The 21,334-nt window shown below is 35.1% G+C and carries 20 protein-coding genes and 4 tRNA genes; 23 read left to right on the top strand and 1 reads right to left on the bottom strand.

Annotated elements, in window-relative coordinates:
• Window positions 1–124: 124 nt before the first annotated feature.
• The 5 genes from H602_RS0102020 to H602_RS0101995 all read left to right on the top strand — a co-directional run bounded on the left by H602_RS0102020 (window position 125) and on the right by H602_RS0101995 (window position 9,124).
• On the top strand, window positions 125–3,175 hold the full coding sequence (locus H602_RS0102020; protein WP_026976514.1) for a SusC/RagA family TonB-linked outer membrane protein: 3,051 nt from the start codon (window positions 125–127) through the stop codon (window positions 3,173–3,175).
• Window positions 3,176–3,188: 13 nt separating this feature from the next.
• Complete coding sequence (locus tag H602_RS0102015; protein WP_026976513.1) at window positions 3,189–4,640, top strand: RagB/SusD family nutrient uptake outer membrane protein; 1,452 nt, start codon at window positions 3,189–3,191, stop codon at window positions 4,638–4,640.
• Between the two features lie 22 nt (window positions 4,641–4,662).
• Window positions 4,663–5,466 carry a hypothetical protein gene (locus H602_RS0102010; protein ID WP_026976512.1) on the top strand — a complete coding sequence of 268 codons (804 nt, stop codon included), beginning with the start codon at window positions 4,663–4,665 and terminating at the stop codon, window positions 5,464–5,466.
• A 97-nt stretch (window positions 5,467–5,563) separates the two neighbouring features.
• A complete protein-coding gene (locus H602_RS0102005; RefSeq protein ID WP_084404191.1) occupies window positions 5,564–7,567 on the top strand; it encodes a putative porin in 2,004 nt (667 codons plus the stop codon).
• Window positions 7,568–7,762: 195 nt separating this feature from the next.
• Window positions 7,763–9,124: a pyridoxal-phosphate dependent enzyme gene (locus H602_RS0101995; protein WP_026976510.1), complete on the top strand. Its 1,362-nt coding sequence runs from the start codon at window positions 7,763–7,765 to the stop codon at window positions 9,122–9,124.
• Window positions 9,125–9,261: 137 nt separating this feature from the next.
• Here H602_RS0101995 and H602_RS0101990 read toward each other — a convergent pair whose 3' ends face one another.
• Window positions 9,262–10,935, bottom strand: a complete 1,674-nt coding sequence (locus H602_RS0101990; RefSeq protein WP_026976509.1) for a GLPGLI family protein — start codon at window positions 10,933–10,935, stop codon at window positions 9,262–9,264.
• Between the two features lie 111 nt (window positions 10,936–11,046).
• Between H602_RS0101990 and H602_RS0101985 the strand changes: the two genes are divergently transcribed.
• The 18 genes from H602_RS0101985 to rplL all read left to right on the top strand — a co-directional run bounded on the left by H602_RS0101985 (window position 11,047) and on the right by rplL (window position 21,253).
• Window positions 11,047–12,336, top strand: coding sequence for a DUF2851 family protein (locus tag H602_RS0101985; protein WP_026976508.1), 1,290 nt, complete (start codon window positions 11,047–11,049; stop codon window positions 12,334–12,336).
• A gap of 22 nt (window positions 12,337–12,358) precedes the next feature.
• The gene (locus H602_RS0101980; RefSeq protein ID WP_026976507.1) at window positions 12,359–12,586 is read left to right on the top strand and encodes a hypothetical protein; all 228 of its coding nucleotides are present in this window, start codon (window positions 12,359–12,361) and stop codon (window positions 12,584–12,586) included.
• 2 nt (window positions 12,587–12,588) lie between these two features.
• Window positions 12,589–13,467, top strand: coding sequence for a ComEA family DNA-binding protein (locus tag H602_RS0101975; protein ID WP_026976506.1), 879 nt, complete (start codon window positions 12,589–12,591; stop codon window positions 13,465–13,467).
• A 28-nt stretch (window positions 13,468–13,495) separates the two neighbouring features.
• On the top strand, window positions 13,496–14,665 hold the full coding sequence (locus H602_RS0101970) for an acyl-CoA dehydrogenase family protein (protein ID WP_026976505.1): 1,170 nt from the start codon (window positions 13,496–13,498) through the stop codon (window positions 14,663–14,665).
• Between the two features lie 375 nt (window positions 14,666–15,040).
• Window positions 15,041–15,235: a 30S ribosomal protein S21 gene (gene rpsU / locus H602_RS0101965; RefSeq protein WP_022826857.1), complete on the top strand. Its 195-nt coding sequence runs from the start codon at window positions 15,041–15,043 to the stop codon at window positions 15,233–15,235.
• Between the two features lie 72 nt (window positions 15,236–15,307).
• Window positions 15,308–16,210: a tyrosine-type recombinase/integrase gene (locus H602_RS0101960; protein WP_026976504.1), complete on the top strand. Its 903-nt coding sequence runs from the start codon at window positions 15,308–15,310 to the stop codon at window positions 16,208–16,210.
• An 18-nt stretch (window positions 16,211–16,228) separates the two neighbouring features.
• On the top strand, window positions 16,229–16,531 hold the full coding sequence (gene hpf, locus H602_RS0101955; RefSeq protein WP_026976503.1) for a ribosome hibernation-promoting factor, HPF/YfiA family: 303 nt from the start codon (window positions 16,229–16,231) through the stop codon (window positions 16,529–16,531).
• 88 nt (window positions 16,532–16,619) lie between these two features.
• A tRNA-Thr gene (locus H602_RS0101950) sits at window positions 16,620–16,693 on the top strand.
• Window positions 16,694–16,751: 58 nt separating this feature from the next.
• Window positions 16,752–16,832: transfer RNA gene (locus H602_RS0101945), tRNA-Tyr, on the top strand.
• A gap of 55 nt (window positions 16,833–16,887) precedes the next feature.
• Window positions 16,888–16,962 (top strand) — tRNA-Thr (locus H602_RS0101940).
• Between the two features lie 51 nt (window positions 16,963–17,013).
• A complete protein-coding gene (tuf, locus tag H602_RS0101935) occupies window positions 17,014–18,207 on the top strand; it encodes an elongation factor Tu (protein WP_026976502.1) in 1,194 nt (397 codons plus the stop codon).
• Between the two features lie 60 nt (window positions 18,208–18,267).
• Window positions 18,268–18,338, top strand: a tRNA-Trp gene (locus tag H602_RS0101930).
• Window positions 18,339–18,355: 17 nt separating this feature from the next.
• Entirely contained in the window at window positions 18,356–18,553 is a 198-nt protein-coding gene (gene secE, locus H602_RS0101925; protein ID WP_026976501.1) for a preprotein translocase subunit SecE, read from the top strand.
• A 2-nt stretch (window positions 18,554–18,555) separates the two neighbouring features.
• Window positions 18,556–19,107: a transcription termination/antitermination protein NusG gene (gene nusG, locus H602_RS0101920; RefSeq protein ID WP_026976500.1), complete on the top strand. Its 552-nt coding sequence runs from the start codon at window positions 18,556–18,558 to the stop codon at window positions 19,105–19,107.
• A 65-nt stretch (window positions 19,108–19,172) separates the two neighbouring features.
• Window positions 19,173–19,613 carry a 50S ribosomal protein L11 gene (rplK, locus tag H602_RS0101915; protein WP_022826863.1) on the top strand — a complete coding sequence of 147 codons (441 nt, stop codon included), beginning with the start codon at window positions 19,173–19,175 and terminating at the stop codon, window positions 19,611–19,613.
• 9 nt (window positions 19,614–19,622) lie between these two features.
• A complete protein-coding gene (gene rplA, locus H602_RS0101910; RefSeq protein WP_026976499.1) occupies window positions 19,623–20,312 on the top strand; it encodes a 50S ribosomal protein L1 in 690 nt (229 codons plus the stop codon).
• A gap of 22 nt (window positions 20,313–20,334) precedes the next feature.
• Window positions 20,335–20,832 carry a 50S ribosomal protein L10 gene (gene rplJ / locus H602_RS0101905; RefSeq protein ID WP_026976498.1) on the top strand — a complete coding sequence of 166 codons (498 nt, stop codon included), beginning with the start codon at window positions 20,335–20,337 and terminating at the stop codon, window positions 20,830–20,832.
• 52 nt (window positions 20,833–20,884) lie between these two features.
• A complete protein-coding gene (gene rplL, locus H602_RS0101900) occupies window positions 20,885–21,253 on the top strand; it encodes a 50S ribosomal protein L7/L12 (RefSeq protein WP_026976497.1) in 369 nt (122 codons plus the stop codon).
• Window positions 21,254–21,334: the final 81 nt, after the last annotated feature.

Genomic DNA, 21,334 nt, shown 5'->3' with positions numbered 1-21,334 from the left:
TTTGCAACAAAAGGTCGTTTTATCATGCATAATACTATTAAAAGCATTTTAATTAACTGTTAATACTTTGTTATTTAGAAATAAATTAATAGTTTTGCGACTTAACTAACTCAAATTATTAAATATGAAATCAAAGTTTACTTGGATTCTTACGCTAGCTTTAGCGTTTTTTATTCAGTTTTCGTTTGCTCAAGAAAAAACAATCACGGGAAAAGTTGTGTCAAAAACAGACGCAATGGCAATCCCTGGTGTGAACGTCTTGGTGCAAGGAACAACTAGAGGTGTACAAACCGATTTTAACGGTAGTTATTCTATCAAAGCGGCAACTGGTGAAAAACTAGTTTTCTCTTACTTAGGATTTAAAAGCCAAACTGTAACAGTTGGAGCTTCAACTACTGTTTCAATTCAATTAGAAGATGATGACGCACAAATGCTAGATGCTGTTGTAGTTCAAGGTTACGATGTAACTAAAACTAGAAAAACTTCAAACGTGTCTTCTCAAACAGTAAGTGCTGCTACAATCGAGGCGCGTCCAAATGCTTCTTTTATTCAAACATTACAAGGTCAAGTGGCTGGTTTGAATATTACAACTGGTACTGGACAACCTGGAGGAAACAGTACGGTGATTATTAGAGGTGTAGGTTCTATCAACGGTAAAGTTGAGCCATTATACGTTATTGACGGAATTCCGTTGAACTCTGATAACTTTAGAAGTTTAAATCCAGATGATATCGAGTCGGTATCTGTATTGAAAGATGCTGGTGCAACTGCTATCTACGGTAATAGAGGTGCGAATGGAGTAATTTTAGTTCGTACTAAAAAAGGTGGATTTGATTCAGGATTGAAAATTAAATTCAATTCTACTACAAGTTTTACTTCGTTACAAGATAACAAGTATAACATGATGAATGCACAGCAATTGTTGACTTTAGAGCGTTCTTACGGTCAAGGTCGTGGGGCAGTTGGTGGTGCTGCTGGAGGTCCTATGACTGATGCAGAAATTGCTGCAAGTCCTAGTACTGACTGGACTGATTATTTCTTTAGAACAGGTATCTCTCAGAATCAAACTTTAAGTTTAAGTTCTGGAAGTAAAAATCTTTCTTCTTTTACACCTTTTGGTTTTCTTGATCAAGAAGGTATCTTGAAAAATACAGATTTGAAGAGATTTAACTTTCGTTCAAATCTTTCTGGAAAAAGTAATGATGATCGTTTCAATTACAGTACTAACGTATCGATCAACTTCTCAAGAAGAAATGAAGCTACAAGTTTAGGAACGGGTGGAATTAATCAAAACTTTGTATTAGGTGCTAACAATGCAGCTCCTTATATTAGTCCAAGTGATTATACAGATTCGCTTACACTTCAGTCGGATTATGCAAATGATGGAACTTTGTTGTTAACTCCTTTGATGTTAATTGACAAAATGAAAACATTCTCTAATAGAATCGACGAATTAAAAGCATTAGCTTCTTTTGACGGTAGTTATAAATTAACTAAGAATTTGACTTTCGGTAGTAACTTGGGTATTGATTATACACAACAGAATTCGCAAGTGTACCAAGCTCCAACTGCTTTTAACTCTTTGCTTTTCTTAGATCAAAATGGATACTTAGGTTTCCAATCTGAGTTGTTCCAACAAGATATTGCTATTAGTACAACAACAAGATTGAATTACAACAAAACTTTTGCAGATAAACACACTATAAACGTTGCAGCTTATACAGAGTATTTTAAAGCAAACTTTAAATCAATCAGTTATACACAAAATGGTTTAGATGGAAAAGTATCTGGTCCAGGTTATGGAGGAGGTTATATTTTAGATAACCCAGATAACGATTTCTTCGTTCCAACTGTTGGTTCTTCAAAAGCTTCTACAGGTTTGTTTTCATATTTTGCAACAGCAGATTATGATTTTGATTCAAAGTATGGTGTTGAAGCTACTGTTCGTAGAGATGCTTCTTCTCGTTTTGCTTTGTCTAACAGATGGGGTACATTTTTCTCTGTAGCAGGAAGATGGAACATTGATCGCGAAAGCTTCATGGAAGGTTCTGTTTTTGATGCATTGAAATTAAGAGCTTCTTACGGTACAAATGGTAACAATGATATTGTTAACTCTACTTACGGAGCACTTAACCGTACAAGAGAATTGTATGCTATTGGAGCTGGATACCAAGGAAATCCTTCTACTGTGATCGCTCAATTAGCAGCACCAGAATTAAAATGGGAAACAGTTACGCAAGCTAATATTGGTGTTGATTATGAATTGTTTAACAGTCGTTTGAGAGGTACATTTGATGTCTACAGAAAAAGAACAACTGATTTATTCTTAGATGTGCCTATTTCTTTCATCAACGCAACTTCTGTTCTTACTTCAAATTTTGGAACGATGACGAATGAAGGTGTGGAAGCATTACTTACGTATGACATTCTTAAAAGTAATAGCGGATTAAACATCTCAGCTACTTTCAACGGAGCATTTAACGAAAATAGAGTAAATACAGTAAGTAACGAAAGTGGATTAATTGACAATGGTTTGACTGCAACAGCTGAAGACCATGTACTTAATGAGTTCTACTTGATCCGTTACGCTGGTGTGAACCCTGCAAATGGTAACTTATTGTTCTTGGATAAAGACGGTAATACTACTGAAACTCCTGATACTACAGATAGAGTTTTTACAGGAAAATCTTCACAGCCAGTATGGCAAGGTGGTTTTGGTCTTAACGCAGATTATAAAGGATTTTTCTTAAGTTCTCAGTTTTCTTACGTAGCAGACATTTACAGACTTGATTACGATTTATCTGGTACAAGAGATAGAGAAAATATTGGAATCTTCAATGTTTCTAATGATATTTTGAGAGCTTGGACTCCTGACAACAGAATTACTGATCAGCCTTCATTAAATGCAACTAACCTTAGTTTTGATGCAGAATCAGATCGTAACTTGAAAGATGCTTCTTACATCAGAATGCGTTACGTAAGTTTTGGATATGATGTGCCTAAGAAAATGTTAGAGAATACATTCTTGAAATCTGTAAAAGGTTTTGTTCAAGCAGAAAATTTAGTTACTTGGTCTAAATGGACAGGTTGGGATGCTGAAAGCCCACGTGGAAATGATCAGTACCAATATCCTACGCCAAAAATTATTTCTGTTGGTTTAACAGTTGAATTTTAATAAAATAAAAAATATGAAAAATTATAAAGTAGTTTTATTAGCATTTATATCCACATTGATTTTTTCATGTGAGGATGCTATTGATATTGTGCAGCCAGGTGAATTGTATCCTGAAGTTGCATTTCAAACAGTAGATGATTTAGAGAAGGGTATCAATGGTGTTTACGGCGTTGGTGGCGAAAACACTGAAATTGCATTCGCATCTATTTTTACTGATGAAGTTAGAATTGGTCTTGCTAATGGTGGTCAAGGTTTAATTAATGATGCTGAATATAGTTTCAGATTAAATACAGGATCAGGTTACGCTGTAGCACTATGGGGTCAGTATTATTCAATGATTAACTTTGCAACTCGTGTAATCGAAGGTGCAAAAAATGTTGTTCCTGAAACTAGTGAAGAAGCTCAGTACAAGAATATTATAGCGCAAGCGCACATCTTGAGAGCTTATGCTCACTTTAAATTGTTAACGTACTTTTCTGCAGATATTACTGATGATAATGCTTTAGGAGTTATCCTTTTAGATTTTATTCCTTTAACAAATCAAAGTTTACCACGTAATACAAATGCTGAAATTTTTGCCTTAATCAATTCTGATTTAGCTAAAGTTTCTGATTTGACTACAAATGCTGGAAACGCAGATCGTTTCTTTATCTCTAATGATTTCGTTAAAGCTTTAAAAGCGCGTATGGCATTGTACAGAGAAGATTATACTACTGCTGCTGCATTAGCAACAGAATTGATCGCTCAGTATCCATTGACGAATAGAGCACAGTATCCAAACATTTGGAGAGATTTACCAGTTGCAGCTCCTGCTACAGATGAAGTTATCTTCAAATGGGACAGAGTTGCTGACGATGAGATTGTTGGAGCTAATTGGGCGTCAGTAAATGCTACAGTTACAGGATCTCCATTCTTTGAAGTTTCTACCGATTTAAGAGCTCTTTTATCTACAGTTGATGTAAGACGTTCTGTAATTGTTGACGCTTCTGCAAATGCTACTGTTTTTCCAGTTGGAAAATATCCAGGATCAGGTGGTTTAAGAATTAACGATATTAAAGTATTTAGAACTTCTGAAATGTATTTCATTAGAGCTGAAGCGAAAGCAAATGCCAGTGATTTCGAAGGAGTTGCTGCAGATCTTCAAGCAGTAGTTGCACAACGTTTTAGTGCAGCTAACACGCCAACAATTGGAATTCCTGCTACGCAGCAAGCTGCTTGGGCTGAAATTTTGAAACAAAGAAGAGTTGAATTGGCTTTTGAAGGACACCGTTACATCGACTTACGTCGTGTTGGACCTAAAGCGGGTGTAGACATTATCAGAGATCCAGCTGATTGTGCTGTGAACGGAGCATGTACATTGTCTTCATCTGACTACCGTTTTGTTATGCCGATTCCATCTTCTGAAATTGGTGCAAACCCTGCAATTGCTCCACAGCAAAACCCAGGTTACGGAACTATTAATTAATAATAAATAAACGATTAAAATCATGAAAAAATTTCTTTTAAAATTTTCGATTGTAGCCGTTCTTATCGCAACTTTAGCTAGTTGTGATGAAGATCAGGTTATTTGGAATGAAAGTGGTTCAAATTCCTTAGCTGCATTTGCTAAAGAAAATGGTGCTTTACCTGCTAAAGATGCTACTACTACGACTACAGTTGTGGTAAATGTTGCTAATGCAACGAATGCGGATCGAGCAATTGTTATTAGTGTTGACCCTTCTACTACAGCGTCTCCTGACTTGTATGAAATTGTTACTAGTACATTAGTTATACCTGCTGGTGCATATAATGGCGAGATTATTATAAAAAATAATTATGAAGCTTTAGAAGACGGTGTAAGTAAAAATTTAGTATTGAAACTAGAGTCTGTAGATGACGCTACGATTTCGCCACTAAAATACACTTTAAAAATCTTCAAATTCTGTGAATTTGTAAGAGCTGATTTCTTAGGGGAATGGAATGTTGATGAAGTGGGTGAGGGATCTTACTCTTCTACATTTACTGCAGGTGTTGCAGCTAATGAAATCATCATGTCAAATGTATGGGGTTTCAGTCCAACTTCTCAAACTAGAGTTTTCTTTGATGATTCTGATCCAGCTAATTTTGTGTTAGCGTTTCCACCATACCTAGAAAATGTATTAGCTCAAAGCATCGGAACTTACGGTGTGGGATGGATTGACAGAGGTGTTGGTACTTTTTCAGCTTGTGAAAAAACAGTTGATATGCAATATCAAGTTAGAGTTGGTGCTGGTTACTTTGGTCTAGCCATTACAAAATACACTAAACTATAATTTGTTTAAGTTTTCATTAAACCTGCTCCTTTTGGAGCAGGTTTTTTTTTACCTTTTTGTCAAAAAAAAGTTACCTTTGTTTAAATTTAATTAAATAATGTTGAAACATTTTTTTCTGATTGTGGTGTTGTTGTTTTCTTGTTTTGCAATTGCGCAAAAAAAACAGTTGCTCAATAGCGGTGGTACAAAAACCACTTCTATGAATAATGAAGTGCCTCAATTTAATGACTCTATAAAAGAAACAAAATCTACATCCGGGAAATTTAAGCGCGCTCCGATAGATTTCTATAAAGTAATTTCTGTAGAAAATGACACCACTTTTATTGATACCTCTTTAACGATTCAAAAAGAGTACATTTTTAATTATCTACGAAAGGATAATTTTGGTCTTTTGCCTTTTGCAAACGAAGGTCAGCCGTACCAAACGTTAGATTTTGGCTTAAACCAGTTTCAAGGATTTCCATCAATTGGTTTTCAGGGCAAACATTTTAACTTTTTGCAAGCAGATGACATCAAGTACTATTCTGTACCCACGCCTTTAACAGAGCTTTATTTTAAAACTGTTATGGAGCAAGGTCAATCTTTAGATGCTTTTATTACTGTAAATACGTCGGAAAATTTTAATTTTTCTCTAGCGTATAAAGGATTAAATTCTGTTGGCAAATATGTCAATCAACTCTCAAGCACAGGTAATTTTAGATTTACCACCAATTATCATACTACGAATCGTAGGTACGAAATTAAGGCGCATTTTACGGCGCAAGATATTTCAAATGGTGAAAACGGAGGTATTGTCAATTCGTCCAATTTTGAAGGTGATGACGCAGCGTATAGCGAGCGTGCTCGACTTTCTGTTTTCAATGAAGATGCAACTTCGCTATTGGATGGTAAACGCTATTTTATAGATCAGCAATTCCGTATTAATAAAACCGTCGGAACAAATAATCTGTATATAGACCATGAATTTAATTTCGAGAATAAATTTTACGAATTTACACAAGCAACGATAGCATCAACAATTATTGATCCAGACACCGGATCAAATGTTACTTTTAATAGATACGGTGATTCGTACGCATCTACTACAATCAATGATAAAACTCGTTATAATAGAATGTATAATAAAGTAGGGGCGACTTATGAAAATCTACTTTTAGGTAAATTTCAATTTTTTATTGAAGATTTTAATTATAATTATTTTTACAGAACGCTTATCGTTCGTGCAGATAATTCGGTAATTGCAAGTAAACTCGACGACCGAATCAATGCAATTGGAGGAAGCTATACCTACCAAAAAGGCCGTTGGAGTGGGAAAGCAATTTTTTCCAATTCCATTTCAGATCAGGCAATGAGAAATTTAGATGTCAATGCCAACTATAAAATCAATGAGCAAAATGCTATCGGTTTTAAGCTGCAAAATATTTCAAAAATTCCTGATCACGTTTATAATTTATACCAAAGTAGTTACAAAGGATACAACTGGTCCAATAATTTTAATAATGAGAAAATTACCAATTTAGAAGCTGTTCTAAATACCAAGTGGATCAATGCTTCAGCCCAAATCAGTAGTTTAGAAGATAAATTATACTTTGTCAATTCTAGTTCGGTAAACAATCAAATCATTCTTTCTCCAGAACAATTTTCAGGTACAATAAAATATTTTTCTTTGAAGCTTAGTAGAGAGTTTAAGTACGGAAAGTTCGCATTGGACAATACCTTTTTGTACCAGCAAGTCGAACAGAGTCAGGACATCATTAACGTACCAAAGTTGACTGCGCGAAACACATTCTATTATTCAGATCATATTTTTAAAAGAGCACTTTTCTTACAGACAGGATTTACATTTAATTATTTTTCCAAATTTTATGCAAATGATTACAATCCTATAGTAGGTGATTTTTATGTTCAAAATCAAAAACAAATTGGCGATTTTCCAATGTTTGATTTCTTCATAAATGCTAAGATCAGTCAAACACGAATCTATCTCAAAGCAGAACATTTTAACTCTGCTTTTACCGGAAATGATTTTTACAGCGCGCCAAGTTATCCTTATCGCGATTTTATTGTACGTTTCGGAATTGTGTGGAACTTCTTTCAATAAGCATTTGGAACGAATCAGTAGGCTAATCAGGCAGCCATAATCCCGCTTTCCGCTTCTCCCGATAAAAATCGGGATCCACTGCAATCGGGGTTAGTTTGGTTTCCATAGCACTTTTGTAATCTCTTTTTTATCAATACCTTTGTACTCGATTTTAATTGTTGCAAAAAATTCACTTGCAACACCAACCCAATTATAATGAAATACGCAAAAAATATACTCGAAACAATCGGAAACACGCCGCTTGTAAAATTGAATAAAGTAACTGAAGGAATTGATGCATTGGTTCTAGCAAAGTTGGAGCATTTAAATCCAGGTAATTCCACGAAGGATAGAATGGCTTTAAAAATGGTTGAAGATGCCGAAGCAGACGGACGTTTGCAACCGGGAGGAACTATAATTGAAGGAACTTCTGGAAATACCGGTATGGGACTTGCTTTAGCAGCAATTGTAAAAGGATACAAATGTGTCTTTGTAATTTCGGATAAACAATCTAAAGAAAAAATGGATATACTTCGTGCCGTTGGTGCAGAAGTGATCGTGTGTCCAACAGACGTTGAGCCTACAGATCCACGATCTTACTATTCAGTTTCAAAAAGATTGAGTACAGAAATTCCAAACTCTTGGTACGTTAACCAGTACGATAATCCATCTAATGCGACAGCGCATTATGAGCAAACAGGTCCGGAAATTTGGGAGCAAACCGACGGTAAAATTACACATTTTGTGGTAGGAGTGGGAACAGGCGGAACGATTTCAGGTGTTGCAAAATATTTGAAAGAAAAGAATCCAAACATTAAAATTTGGGGAATCGATACCTACGGTTCTGTATTTAAAAAATACCACGAAACAGGCGTTTTTGACGAAAATGAAATTTACTCTTACATCACCGAAGGTATCGGAGAAGATATTTTACCTGTAAATGTTGATTTTTCATTAATTGACGGATTTACAAAAGTTACTGATAAAGATGCTGCCGTTTACACCCGAAGAATCGCTAAAGAAGAAGGGATTTTCGTTGGTAATTCTGCTGGTTCATGCGTTAAAGGATTGCACCAATTAAAAGATCATTTTAAACCAGAAGATGTTGTAGTAGTTTTATTTCACGACAGTGGGAGCCGTTACGTTGGGAAAATGTTCAATGACGATTGGATGCGTCAACAAGGTTTTCTAGATGAAAATATTGAAACAGCAGCTGACGTGATCAAAAATTATGCGCACAAACCTTTAGTTATTGTTCGTACGGAAGAACTGGTTTCTCATGCTATCGGCCGTTTTAATAAATACAAAATTTCACATCTTCCTGTAATTGATACTACAGGATTTGTAGGAAGTATTAGCGAAAACGATTTGTTTAAAGCATATGCTGTTTGTAAAAATATTGCCGACAAGCCTGTGCGTGAATTTATGGGTAAACCATTTCCAATTGTAAAAGAAAACGCATCTATTTCGGAAATTTCTGCATTAATGACTGCTGATAACGATGCGGTTTTAGTGGCATTAGAAGATGGGAAATATCATATTATTACAAAATTTGATATTATTAGTACAATAAAATAAGTATCGAAATATTATAAGTAATAATTCAGGCTAACTGAATCATTGCTATTTAAAGAGGACAACGTATATTCATGAAAATGTATATAGTTGTCCTTTTTATTTATGCAGATTTTAATTCGATCGTGCAAATAGTATTGTCATTCGCCTACTAATACGCCAGAAACATTCCAAGAACTGAAGCTGTTGCCTTCATTCTCGCCTTGAGGAATTTTAATTGTCATTGTATGTGTTCCTGCTTTCAAATCCCCTAAATCAATAAACAGCGGATTAGTAGTGGTTCCCGGACACCAATTGGAACGACTGTAATCAGAAGAGGACAGTCCATTTTCAAAGTTCCCAGACGCAGGATTGTAATTTCGGTAAGAACCACAGTCGGTTTTCCATGGTGTAAATGAAAAAGCTTCTTTAGAATTTAGAAAAATGGTGTTTTTCTTTGGGACAAATTCATCTCCATTTCCCCATCCTCCATGGCCTGTTGTAATATATCTTAATCTTGCATTTAGTAGATCGTCGGTCAAGGTAAATTGTACTTCTAATCCTTTATCGGAATTAAACATTGTTGCGTATTCTTGACCCGCCATTTCCATGATGTTTAGTGTATTGAATAATGTAATGACTTTTTTAGTTCTAGCTTTCACTTCTTTTTCTTCGTGTATAGTCAAGTTTAAACTTACTTTATGTCCACCTTGATCATAATTACCTATAAAAACGCCAATAGTTAGCTCTTGATCACTAAAGAGAGCGGAAAGGTCGCTAATATCTTGACGGTAAAAGGAAGATTCTTCCCAATCCTTGTTTTTCATTTTTAAATAATTAAAATGATGTACGCCAAAGGGTGTAAAGAACCGCATCAATTCTACAACAGGAGAATAATCATCCGTTTTTACAACGCCTTGGTACTGTTTGCCATTTCCGTTGTCATAAATAGGCAAAACGGATTTATCACTTTTTAACGCGTCAACAAATGAAATTTTGGTGTCCGTTGGAATTATAAAAACTGATCCTGTCCGATCATAAGCATCTCCATTGGATTGTTCTTTTAAATCGATAAAAACTTGACTACCGTTGGCGATTTTGCCAACCTTGATTTTTTTGATAATCAAAGTTCCTGCGGCATACCTGAATATGCTATCGTTAGAAACGCTTTGGTCCGAAAAATTAATGACTTCATTTTCAAAGATAGCAAGGGTTCTAAATCTAGATTGCCATAATTCATCCCGGTAAGACAGGACATCGGTGGTGTTTATTAATTTTAAATTGGGAACCAAATTTGTGGGAACAAGTTTCAGTTTCTGCAGTTTTGTAGCTACAATGCTATAATTCCCGTTTCTAGTAACTTCCAAAACCAATCCTAAGTTTTGTCCCAAACTTGATGGTGCGCCTTTTAAATCTAAAGCTTCTGTGTACCAAATGTCAATTGAATTTGAATTGATGGATGTAGTTGCTTTTTTACAGATATAGCCTAGAATTTTCTTAGTTTCATTAGTCAATGTCAATTTTTGACTTGAAATTGAACTACTGTCAACTGTGGAAATGGTTTTATTGATTTTCAATTGTGCTGTTTGATACCAGCGATTGTCGGCTCTCGCTAAATAATACGTTTCGAAAGGAAATGTAGCTTGTTTTTCAATAATTTTCAGCGATGTAACTATAGTTTGGTTTTTGTCTGTATAAATGACAATTGGATCTTGATTTTCAAGCACAATTCCATTCGATGATTTTTCATACGTCACTTGTACTGCATTCGATTTCTTCTGTGCGTTTGCAGTTATAAACAGGAGAAAGCTTAGCAGCGTAATTATAATTTTCATAATAGTTATTGTTGATTCACAAATATAAGTTTTGGATGTCGAATAATTTTGTACTTTTAATAAATCTTTCTCTTTATTATATGCCGTTTTGTTCAATTCAAACCCAAAGACATGAAAGAAGATTTTCTACATTATATCTGGAGATTCAAGAAATTCGACATCAATTCGCTTCAAACTTCTACGGGCGAAACTTTGACTATTGAAAATGTAGGGAGTTATTTAGAGAATGCAGGTCCAGATTTTTTCAATGGATTGATTACAATTTCTGGTCAAAAATGGGCTGGAAATATTGAACTGCACCTTAAATCTTCCGATTGGTACTTGCACCATCATGAAAAAGATGCAGCGTACGAAAATGTAATTCTCCATGTGGTGTGGGAACACGACGTCGATATATTTAGGAAAAATAATATCGAGATTCCTGTCTTGATTTTAAAAGATTATGTGTCTACTGATTTTATCACAAATTTTGAAATTTTAACTGCACCTAAATCATGGATTTTTTGTGAAAATCAAATACTGGAAGTGGATGATTTTGTGTACTCAAATTGGAAAGAACGTCTTTTTATAGAGCGATTAGAGCGAAAACAGAAACCGATCGATGAACTATTCTTAAAATTGAATAAGGACTGGGAGGCCGTCTTGTTTTGCTTATTAGCTAGAAACTTCGGCTTGAATTCTAATGGAATGGCATTCATGGATTTAGCTCAGAACATTCCTTTTTCTATTATTCGAAAAGAAGCTTCGGATGCATTAAATTTGGAAGCACTTTTTCTTGGATTCTGTGGTCTACTTGATGCCGAGAAGGAAGATGTGTATTATAAGGAACTACAAAACCGTTTTGGGTATATGGTTTTAAAATACCAATTGGATTTTAAAAGAACAGTGCCGTTACAGTTTTTTAAATTGCGACCTGATAATTTTCCAAATATTCGCTTGTCACAATTGGCTGCTGTTTTTGCTAAAAACCACCAACTCTTTTCAGATTGTATTCAAGTGAAATCGATGAAAGAGGTAACGAGAATATTTGATGTTGCTGTTTCAGCGTATTGGCAAACCCATTATACCTTTGACAAAATCAGTCCCAAACACTTTAAAAAATTATCGTCTAAATTTATTGAGTTGGTGATGATCAATACAATTATTCCGCTGCAATTTGCGTACTACAAAAGCCGCGAAGAAGAAGTTCAAGAACGGTTAATGACGTTAATGCTGGAAATTCAGCCGGAAAAAAATGCGGTGATGGACAAATTTAAAAGTATCGGAATTGCAGCAAAAAATGCATACGATTCGCAAGCACTACTGCAACTTAAGAATGAATACTGCAATTTAAAAAAATGTTTGTCTTGTGGTATTGGAATTCATTTGCTTAACGCGACTAAAGAGTCTAAAAATACTTAAATTTGTATAAAAATTATTCGCTATGTCATTAGTCCTACAATTGAAATACTTTTTTGAACAACATGGATTTAACGCCGCTTCCCGTTTGGCAGATCGTTTGGGAATGCGAGCGAGTAGCGTGAGGTTGTTTTTCATCTATATTTCGTTCGTGACAGCCGGACTTTGGTTTGGGGTGTATTTGACCTTGGCGTTTTGGCTAAAGTTAAAGGATTTGATCCGTGCAAAACGGAGTTCTGTATTTGATTTGTAAATATGAAAAGAGAGTCAACATATTTTTTTCAAAGATTCACGCCTTCGCAAAGGGTGGGCTTGTTACTGCTGTTTACCGTGATTGTTGGTATGCAAATTGCGTATCAATTCCTTCCTGCAAAAACACGTCCAGAAACTTCTGCAGAGCAAAAAGAATGGTTGGCTTTTCAGGTAAAAATTGATTCTCAGAAAGCACTGACAGTAGAATATAAGTCAAAAATATACCCGTACAATCCCAATTTCATAACCGATTATAAAGGGTATAAATATGGAATGACTACGGAACAGCTTGACCGTTTGTTTGCTTTTAGAAAAGGAAATAAATATGTCAATTCAGCTAAGGAATTTCAAGATGTCACAAAGGTTTCTGATTCTTTATTGAGAGAAATGGCTGTTTATTTTAAATTTCCAGATTGGGTAAATAATAAAAAAGAGTATGCGTCAAAATATACTCCGTTTCCTAAGAAAGAAAAAGAAGTAATTGTTGTTAAAGACATCAACCATGCTACTGCGGAAGATTTAATTAAAATTAGAGGTATTGGTGAAGCCATTTCTGCACGGATTCTTAAGGAGCGTGATAAATTTGGCGCATTTGCCACAATGGAACAAATGCAATTTATCTGGGGATTATCGCCTGAAGTGATTGATTATCTAAATCAATATTTTAAAGTAGTGGATTTTAAGGATATGAAAAAAATAAACATCAATACAGCTTCATTGAAGGAGTTGTCGGCTTTTCCTTTTTTCAATTATTCAACTGCTCGTGAGATCATAATTTACCGCTCCATGAACGTAAAAATTAAGGATGTTGAGGATTTAACAAAAATTAAGGGAATATCTATCGAAAAAGTTAGTGTAATTGCCTTATATTTGGAATTCTAAAATAGAACAAAAAAAAATTGGCATATCTATGAATTCTACATTTTTTACAGAGGAACATGAATCGTTTCGAAAGAGTTTCCAAGATTTCTTACAGAAAGAAGTTGTACCACACATTGAAAAATGGGAGAAAACAGGTACAATAGAACGCTTTATCTGGAAAAAATTTGGCGAAATGGGGTTTTTTGGAATAAATTATCCTGAAGCGTATGGTGGAATGAACCTTGATTTATTTTACACTGTAGTATTCCTAGAGGAATTACAAAAAATTAACTCGTCAGGTTTTGCAGCTGCGATGTGGGCTCATTCTTATTTAGCTATGACGCATTTAAATGCTGAAGGTGATGAGCGAATCAAACAAGACTATTTAGCTCCAAGTATTTTAGGAGATAAAGTTGGTGGATTATGTATTTCGGAGCCTTTTGGAGGAAGTGATGTGGCAGGAATGCGAACAACTGCTGTAAAACAAGGAGATAAATACATCATCAACGGTTCAAAAACTTTTATTACGAATGGTATTTATGCAGATTACTATATTGTTGCTGCTAAAACCAGTCCAGAACAAGGAAATAAAGGTATCAGTATCTTTTTAATGGATACTGGATTGAAAGGAATTACAGCAACTAAATTAGATAAATTAGGTTGGAGAGCGTCTGATACAGCAGAAATTGCTTTTGATAATGTTGAAATTCCTGCTGAAAATTTAATGGGTGAAGAAGGTAAAGGATTTCCCTACATCATGCAGCATTTTGCTTTAGAGCGTTTAATCATGGCAATTAATGCACATGCAAGAGCGGAATATGCAATTGAATATGCAATTGACTATATGTCTAAACGTGAAGCATTCGGAACGACAATTGATAAGTTTCAAGCATTAAGACACACAATTGTGGAACATGCAACTGATGTGGAACACTGTAAAATATTTAATTATGCAGCAGTTGCACGTTTAAATAAGAAAGAATATGTGGTTAAGGAAGCTACGATGGCTAAATTAAAATCTACAAAAGTAGCGGATGAAACTATTTATAGTTGTTTGCAAATGCTTGGTGGATACGGTTATATGGAAGAATATCCAATGGCACGTTTGTTAAGAGACAGTCGTTTAGGTCCAATTGGTGGCGGAACTTCTGAAATTTTGAAAGAGATTTTATCAAAAATGATAATTGATAATCAAAATTATAAGCCAGCGGTTAAGTAATTTTATCGAATAATTGAAATAGAAAGAGCCAAGATGCAAGAAATTGTTTCTTGGCTTTTTTGTTATAATTATTCGTTATACTATACATTAATTATTTATTAAAGTTCAATTTTCTTTTTCAGTAGAAGTTAGTTGGTAAATGTTGTGTTTTTTAGAGATTTTGCATAGTTGTATTTGTTAAAAAGTAAGTGGCAGTGTAAATAAGAGTTATTATACTATTTTGTGTGGTAAAGAAGTTTTCATTCAAAAGTTTATATTCTCTTGTGAGGTTGTTTCAGTTGTGCTAAAATTCTTTTCAAATTAAGTCGTAATTCATAGCTTAGAAGTCATATTTTTGTTTACTTTTGCAAACTAAAGAAAGGGGGTGTCTATATTATGTTAATTATACCAATTAAAGACGGAGAAAATATCGATAGAGCATTAAAGCGCTATAAGAGAAAATTTGATAAAACAGGAACTGTTCGTCAGTTGCGTTCACGTCAAGCTTTTCACAAACCTTCTGTTGTAAACAGAATCAAAATCCAAAAAGCGGCCTACATTCAAAATATGAAGGACAATTTAGAAAACTAATTTCTAAGCTTTTTTAAAATAAGTACCGTTAGTAGTCAAAGTTTAATACCTTTGATACTAACGGTTTTTTTTATGGATAAAAATCAAATAGCATTTAAGGAATATGTACTGCATGAGAAGAAGTATTCAGTTCATACGGTAAGTGCGTACGAAAAGGATTTATTGGATTTTGCCGAATTTATTGCTGATCATTTTGATCAGGATAATTTGTCGGAAATTAATTACAGTCAAATTCGAAGTTGGATTGTTTTTTTAATGGATAATGGTTTAAATCCCGTTTCAGTCAATAGGAAAATTGCGTCACTAAAAGCATTTTATAAATTTCTTTTAAAATCAAAACAGATTGAAGTCAGTCCTTTGGTTAAATTTAAAAGTTTGAAAACGGGTAAGAAAATTCAAATACCATTTTCGGAAAAAGAGGTTCAATCAGTTTTAATGCAAGGGTCTTTTGGATATGATTTTGAAGGTATTCGTAATAAACTCGTCATTGATTTGTTTTATGCTTCAGGAATACGTAGAGCAGAATTGATAGAATTAAAAATATCTTACATTGATTTTCATGCGCATACTTTAAAGGTGGTAGGGAAGAGAAATAAAGAGCGTATTTTGCCTATATTACCCGAAATTTCCAAGCAAATTAAATTGTATTTGGAGGAACGCGCTGATTTAGAAGTTATTCAAGATTCGGAGTTTTTATTTCTTACAAAATCAGGAAATAAATTAAATATTTCACTTGTTTATCGATTAGTAAATGGCTACTTTAGTGGTGTTAGTGAGAAGGTAAAAAGAAGTCCTCATATTTTAAGACATTCTTTTGCTACGCATCTTTTAAATAATGGAGCGGATATAAATTCAGTAAAGGATTTGTTGGGACATGCTACTTTAGCGTCCACACAGGTGTATACTCATAATAGTCTTGCCGAGTTAAAAAAAACGCATGCGGCAGCTCATCCAAGGAGAAAAAATAATGTTTAATCAAATAACCGAATAATTATGAAGGTAAATGTTAATGCGGTGAATTTTACAGTAGATGGAAAGTTAGTAGATTTCATTCAAGAGCGAATGAATAAATTAGAGAAATATTACGACAAGGTAGTGGATGCTGATATTTACTTGAAAGTTGAAAACACAAGCGATAAAGAAAATAAGATTGTCGAAATTAAGGTAAACGTACCTGGTGATGATTTTATGGTAAAGAAGCAGTGTAAAACGTTTGAAGAAGCCGTGGAAACTGCCTCGGAATCGTTGGAAAGATTGTTAGTAAAGAGAAAAGAAAAATTACGAACGCATATTTAATAAAAAAAAAGATACAAATGTTTTGTTTAAAAAACAAAAAGATATACATTTGCAGTCCGTTAGAAATAGCGGGCTTTTTTTTATAATTGCCAGCGTAGCTCAGTTGGCTAGAGCAGCTGATTTGTAATCAGCAGGTCGTGGGTTCGAGTCCCTCCGCCGGCTCTAGATTATTCCAAATGCGATTTGGAATTTGTTCTTTAAATTATTGTAATTTAAAAAGGGGGAGATACTCAAGCGGCCAACGAGGGCAGACTGTAAATCTGCTGTGTAAACTTCGCAGGTTCGAATCCTGCTCTCCCCACAATAAAAAGAGTTTTAAGATTTTTAATTTAAAAATCATGAGCGAAAACTTTACCGCCGGTGTAGCTCAGGGGTAGAGTGCTTCCTTGGTAAGGAAGAGGTCACGGGTTCAATTCCCGTCATTGGCTCCACTAATATAGAATTTGAACACTAATAATAACTAAGATTAAAAATTAAGTAACATGGCAAAGGAGAATTTTGACCGTTCCAAACCGCACTTAAATATAGGTACAATTGGACACGTAGATCACGGAAAAACAACATTAACTGCAGCAATTTCTAAAGTATTAACTGAAGCAGGTTTTTCTAAAAATGCAGCTAAATCTTTCGACCAGATTGATAATGCTCCAGAAGAAAAAGAAAGAGGTATTACTATTAACACATCTCACGTAGAGTATGAGACGGCTAACCGTCACTATGCACACGTTGACTGTCCAGGTCACGCGGATTACGTGAAGAACATGGTTACTGGTGCTGCTCAAATGGATGGTGCTATCTTGGTAGTAGCTTCTACTGATGGACCAATGCCACAAACACGTGAGCACATCCTTTTAGGTCGCCAAGTAGGTATTCCTAGAATCGTTGTATTCATGAACAAAGTGGATATGGTTGATGATGAGGAATTACTTGAATTAGTAGAAATGGAAATCAGAGATTTACTTTCTTTCTACAAATACGATGGTGATAATGGTCCAGTTATCCAAGGTTCTGCTTTAGGAGCTTTGAATGGTGAGCAAAAATGGGTTGATACTGTTATTGCTTTGATGGAAGCGGTTGACGTTTGGATCGAAGAGCCAGAAAGAGACACAGCTAAACCATTCTTGATGCCAATCGAAGATGTATTTACAATTACAGGTCGTGGAACTGTTGCTACAGGTCGTATCGAAACTGGAATTTGTAATACTGGAGATCCAGTTGAGATCATCGGTATGGGTGCTGAGAAATTGACATCTACTATTACTGGTATTGAAATGTTCCGTCAGATCCTTGATAGAGGTGAGGCTGGAGATAATGCAGGTATCTTGTTAAGAGGTGTTGCTAAAGAAGATATCAAAAGAGGAATGGTAATTGTTAAGCCAGGATCTGTAAAGCCACACGCTAACTTTAAAGCAGAGGTTTACATCTTGAAAAAAGAAGAAGGTGGTCGTCATACACCATTCCATAATAACTACCGTCCACAGTTTTACGCACGTACTACTGATGTAACAGGAGTTATTACTCTTCCAGAAGGAGTAGAGATGGTAATGCCAGGAGACAACTTAACTATCAATGTATCTTTGTTAAGCCCAATCGCAATGAGCGTAGGTTTGCGTTTCGCTATCCGTGAAGGTGGTAGAACTGTAGGTGCAGGTCAGGTTACTGAAATTCTAGCATAATTATTTCATAAATATACCAAAGCCAGTTGGTTTTCCATAAAGAAATCACTGGCTTTAATTACGGGCGTAGTTCAAGGGTAGAATAGCGGTCTCCAAAACCGTTGATGGGGGTTCGAATCCCTCCGCCCGTGCAATAAAACAAATTATAATGTCAAAAGTTGGTACTTATATATCGGAAGCATTTGAGGAATTAAGACTGAATGTGACTTGGCCTGAATGGGCTGAAGTGCAACGTCTAACAATTGTAGTTGCTGTTTTTTCAATATTATTTTCGTTAGCAACTTGGGGTGTTGATGAATTTTTCGCAGAGGCATTGACCATTTTTTTTAATTGGATAAAAGCATAAAGATGACGGATAGTAATGTGAAGAAGTGGTATGTTGTTAGAGCTGTAAGTGGACAAGAAAATAAAGTCAAAGCATATATTGAGACGGAGATTAGTAGATTAGGAATGGAGGATTATATTTCTCAAGTATTGGTGCCTACGGAGAAAGTAGTGCAGATGCGTGAGGGAAAAAAGATCATCAAAGACCGTGTTTATTTCCCGGGTTATGTAATGGTTGAAGCAAATCTTACAGGTGAAATACCGCACATTATTAAATCTATAACAGGTGTAATTGGATTTTTGGGCGAAGTGAAGAACGGAGATCCAGTTCCTTTAAGAATATCTGAGGTAAATAGAATGTTAGGTAAAGTGGATGAGTTGGCTGTGAAAACAGATACACACACAATTCCTTTCAATGTTGGTGAGACAATTAAGGTTGTTGATGGACCTTTCAACGGATTTAACGGTACAGTTGAAAAAATCAATGAAGAAAAGCGTAAACTTGAAGTAATGGTTAAGATTTTCGGAAGAAAAACACCATTAGAATTGAGTTTTATGCAAGTTGAAAAAGTATAATATTTGTTACACATATAATAAACCGCCTCTATCACTTCCATGATAGAGGTGTTAAATTCAAAACAATGGCTAAAGAGATTAGTAAAGTAGTTAAACTACAAGTTAAGGGAGGTGCAGCGAATCCATCGCCACCGGTTGGACCTGCTCTAGGTGCTGCTGGTGTTAATATCATGGAGTTCTGTAAGCAATTTAATGCGAGAACACAAGATAAAGCCGGCAAAATTTGTCCAGTGCAGATTACAGTGTATAAAGACAAGTCGTTTGACTTTGTTGTAAAAACACCACCTGCTGCTGTTCAATTATTAGAAGCAGCCAAATTGAAATCAGGTTCTGGTGAGCCGAATCGTAAGAAAGTTGCGAAAGTAACTCAAGCACAGATTCAGGCAATCGCTGAAGACAAAATGGTAGATTTGAACGCTTTCACATTGGAAGCTGCAATGAGTATGATTGCTGGTACAGCTAGATCTATGGGTATAACTGTAACGGGAGACGCTCCTTCTAATTAAGAAAAGACAATGGCAAAATTGACAAAAAAACAAAAAGAAGCTGCTTCGAAAATCGAAAAAAACAAGCTTTACTCTTTGAAAGATGCTGCGGCATTGCTTAAGGATGTTGCGAGTGCAAAATTTGATGAATCAGTAGATATTGCTGTGAAATTGGGTGTAGATCCAAGAAAAGCAAATCAAATGGTTAGAGGTGTAGTTACTCTACCTCACGGTACAGGTAAGGACGTAAGAGTTCTTGCATTGGTTACTCCAGACAAAGAAGCGGAAGCTAAAGCTGCTGGGGCTGACTACGTAGGTTTAGATGATTACTTACAAAAAATTAAAGACGGTTGGACAGATGTTGATGTGATCATCACAATGCCAGCTGTAATGGGTAAATTAGGTCCATTAGGTCGTATTTTAGGACCACGTGGTTTAATGCCTAACCCAAAAACAGGTACTGTTACTATGGATGTTGCGAAAGCAGTTACTGAAGTAAAAGCAGGTAAAATCGACTTTAAAGTTGATAAAACAGGTATTGTTCATGCTGGAATTGGAAGAGTTTCTTTCACATCTGACATGATTATAGACAATGCTCACGAAATTATTCAAACATTAATCAAAATGAAACCAACTGCAGCGAAAGGTACTTACGTTAAAAGTATCCACATCTCATCTACGATGAGTCCTGCTATAGCTTTAGATCCTAAAGCTGTATAATTGGTAGTTAAAAATTTTTAGGATGACTAGAGAAGAAAAATCAATCGCGATTGAAGATTTAACTGCACAGTTAGCTGGTACAAACATAGTGTATGTTGCAGATATTTCTGGATTAAATGCAGATGCTACATCAAATTTAAGAAGAGCTTGTTTTAAAGCAGACATTAGATTAGCAGTAGTTAAGAATACATTGCTTGTAAAAGCAATGGAAGCTTCAGAAAATAATTATGGTGAATTGCCAGAAACATTAAAAGGAAATAGTGCTATTTTCTTTTCTGATGTGGCGAATGCTCCAGCAAAAATTATGAAGGAGTTTCGTAAGAAATCAAAAAAACCAGTTTTAAAAGGAGCTTATATTAACTCTGAGATTTATATTGGAGATGAATTGTTAGATTCATTAGCTTCACTTAAATCGAAAGAGGAAGTTATTGGAGAGATCATTGGATTGCTTCAATCTCCTGCACAAAGAGTTATTTCAGCTCTTTTAAACCAATTCAAAGACGAAGAGGTTTCAGAATAACGCGCACAATAAATAAATTATATTTTACAAATCATTTTAAACGATAGAAAAAATGGCAGATTTGAAACAATTCGCAGAACAATTGGTTAACTTAACAGTTAAAGAAGTTAACGATTTAGCAACAATATTAAAAGACGAGTACGGTATCGAGCCTGCTGCTGCAGCTGTTATGGTTTCAGGTGGTGGAGATGCTGCTGCTGCTGAAGAGCAATCAGAATTTACAGTTGTTCTTAAAGAAGCTGGTGCTTCTAAATTAGCTGTTGTAAAAGCGGTTAAAGAATTAACTGGTTTAGGTCTTAAAGAAGCTAAAGATTTAGTAGATAGCGCTCCTGCTAACATTAAAGAAGGAGTTACTAAAGATGAGGCTGAAGGTCTTAAAAAATCATTAGAAGAAGCTGGAGCTGTAGTTGAACTTAAATAAGTTTTACTAAGTTTTAAGAATAAGGTTTAGGTCTTGGAATTACTTCCAATGACCTAAACCATTTTTCGTATAATAAAATTA

The organism is Flavobacterium tegetincola DSM 22377 (genome assembly GCF_000425485.1).
Taxonomy (GTDB): Bacteria; Bacteroidota; Bacteroidia; order Flavobacteriales; family Flavobacteriaceae; genus Flavobacterium; species Flavobacterium tegetincola.
This window is presented reverse-complemented; position numbering and strand designations above follow the sequence as displayed.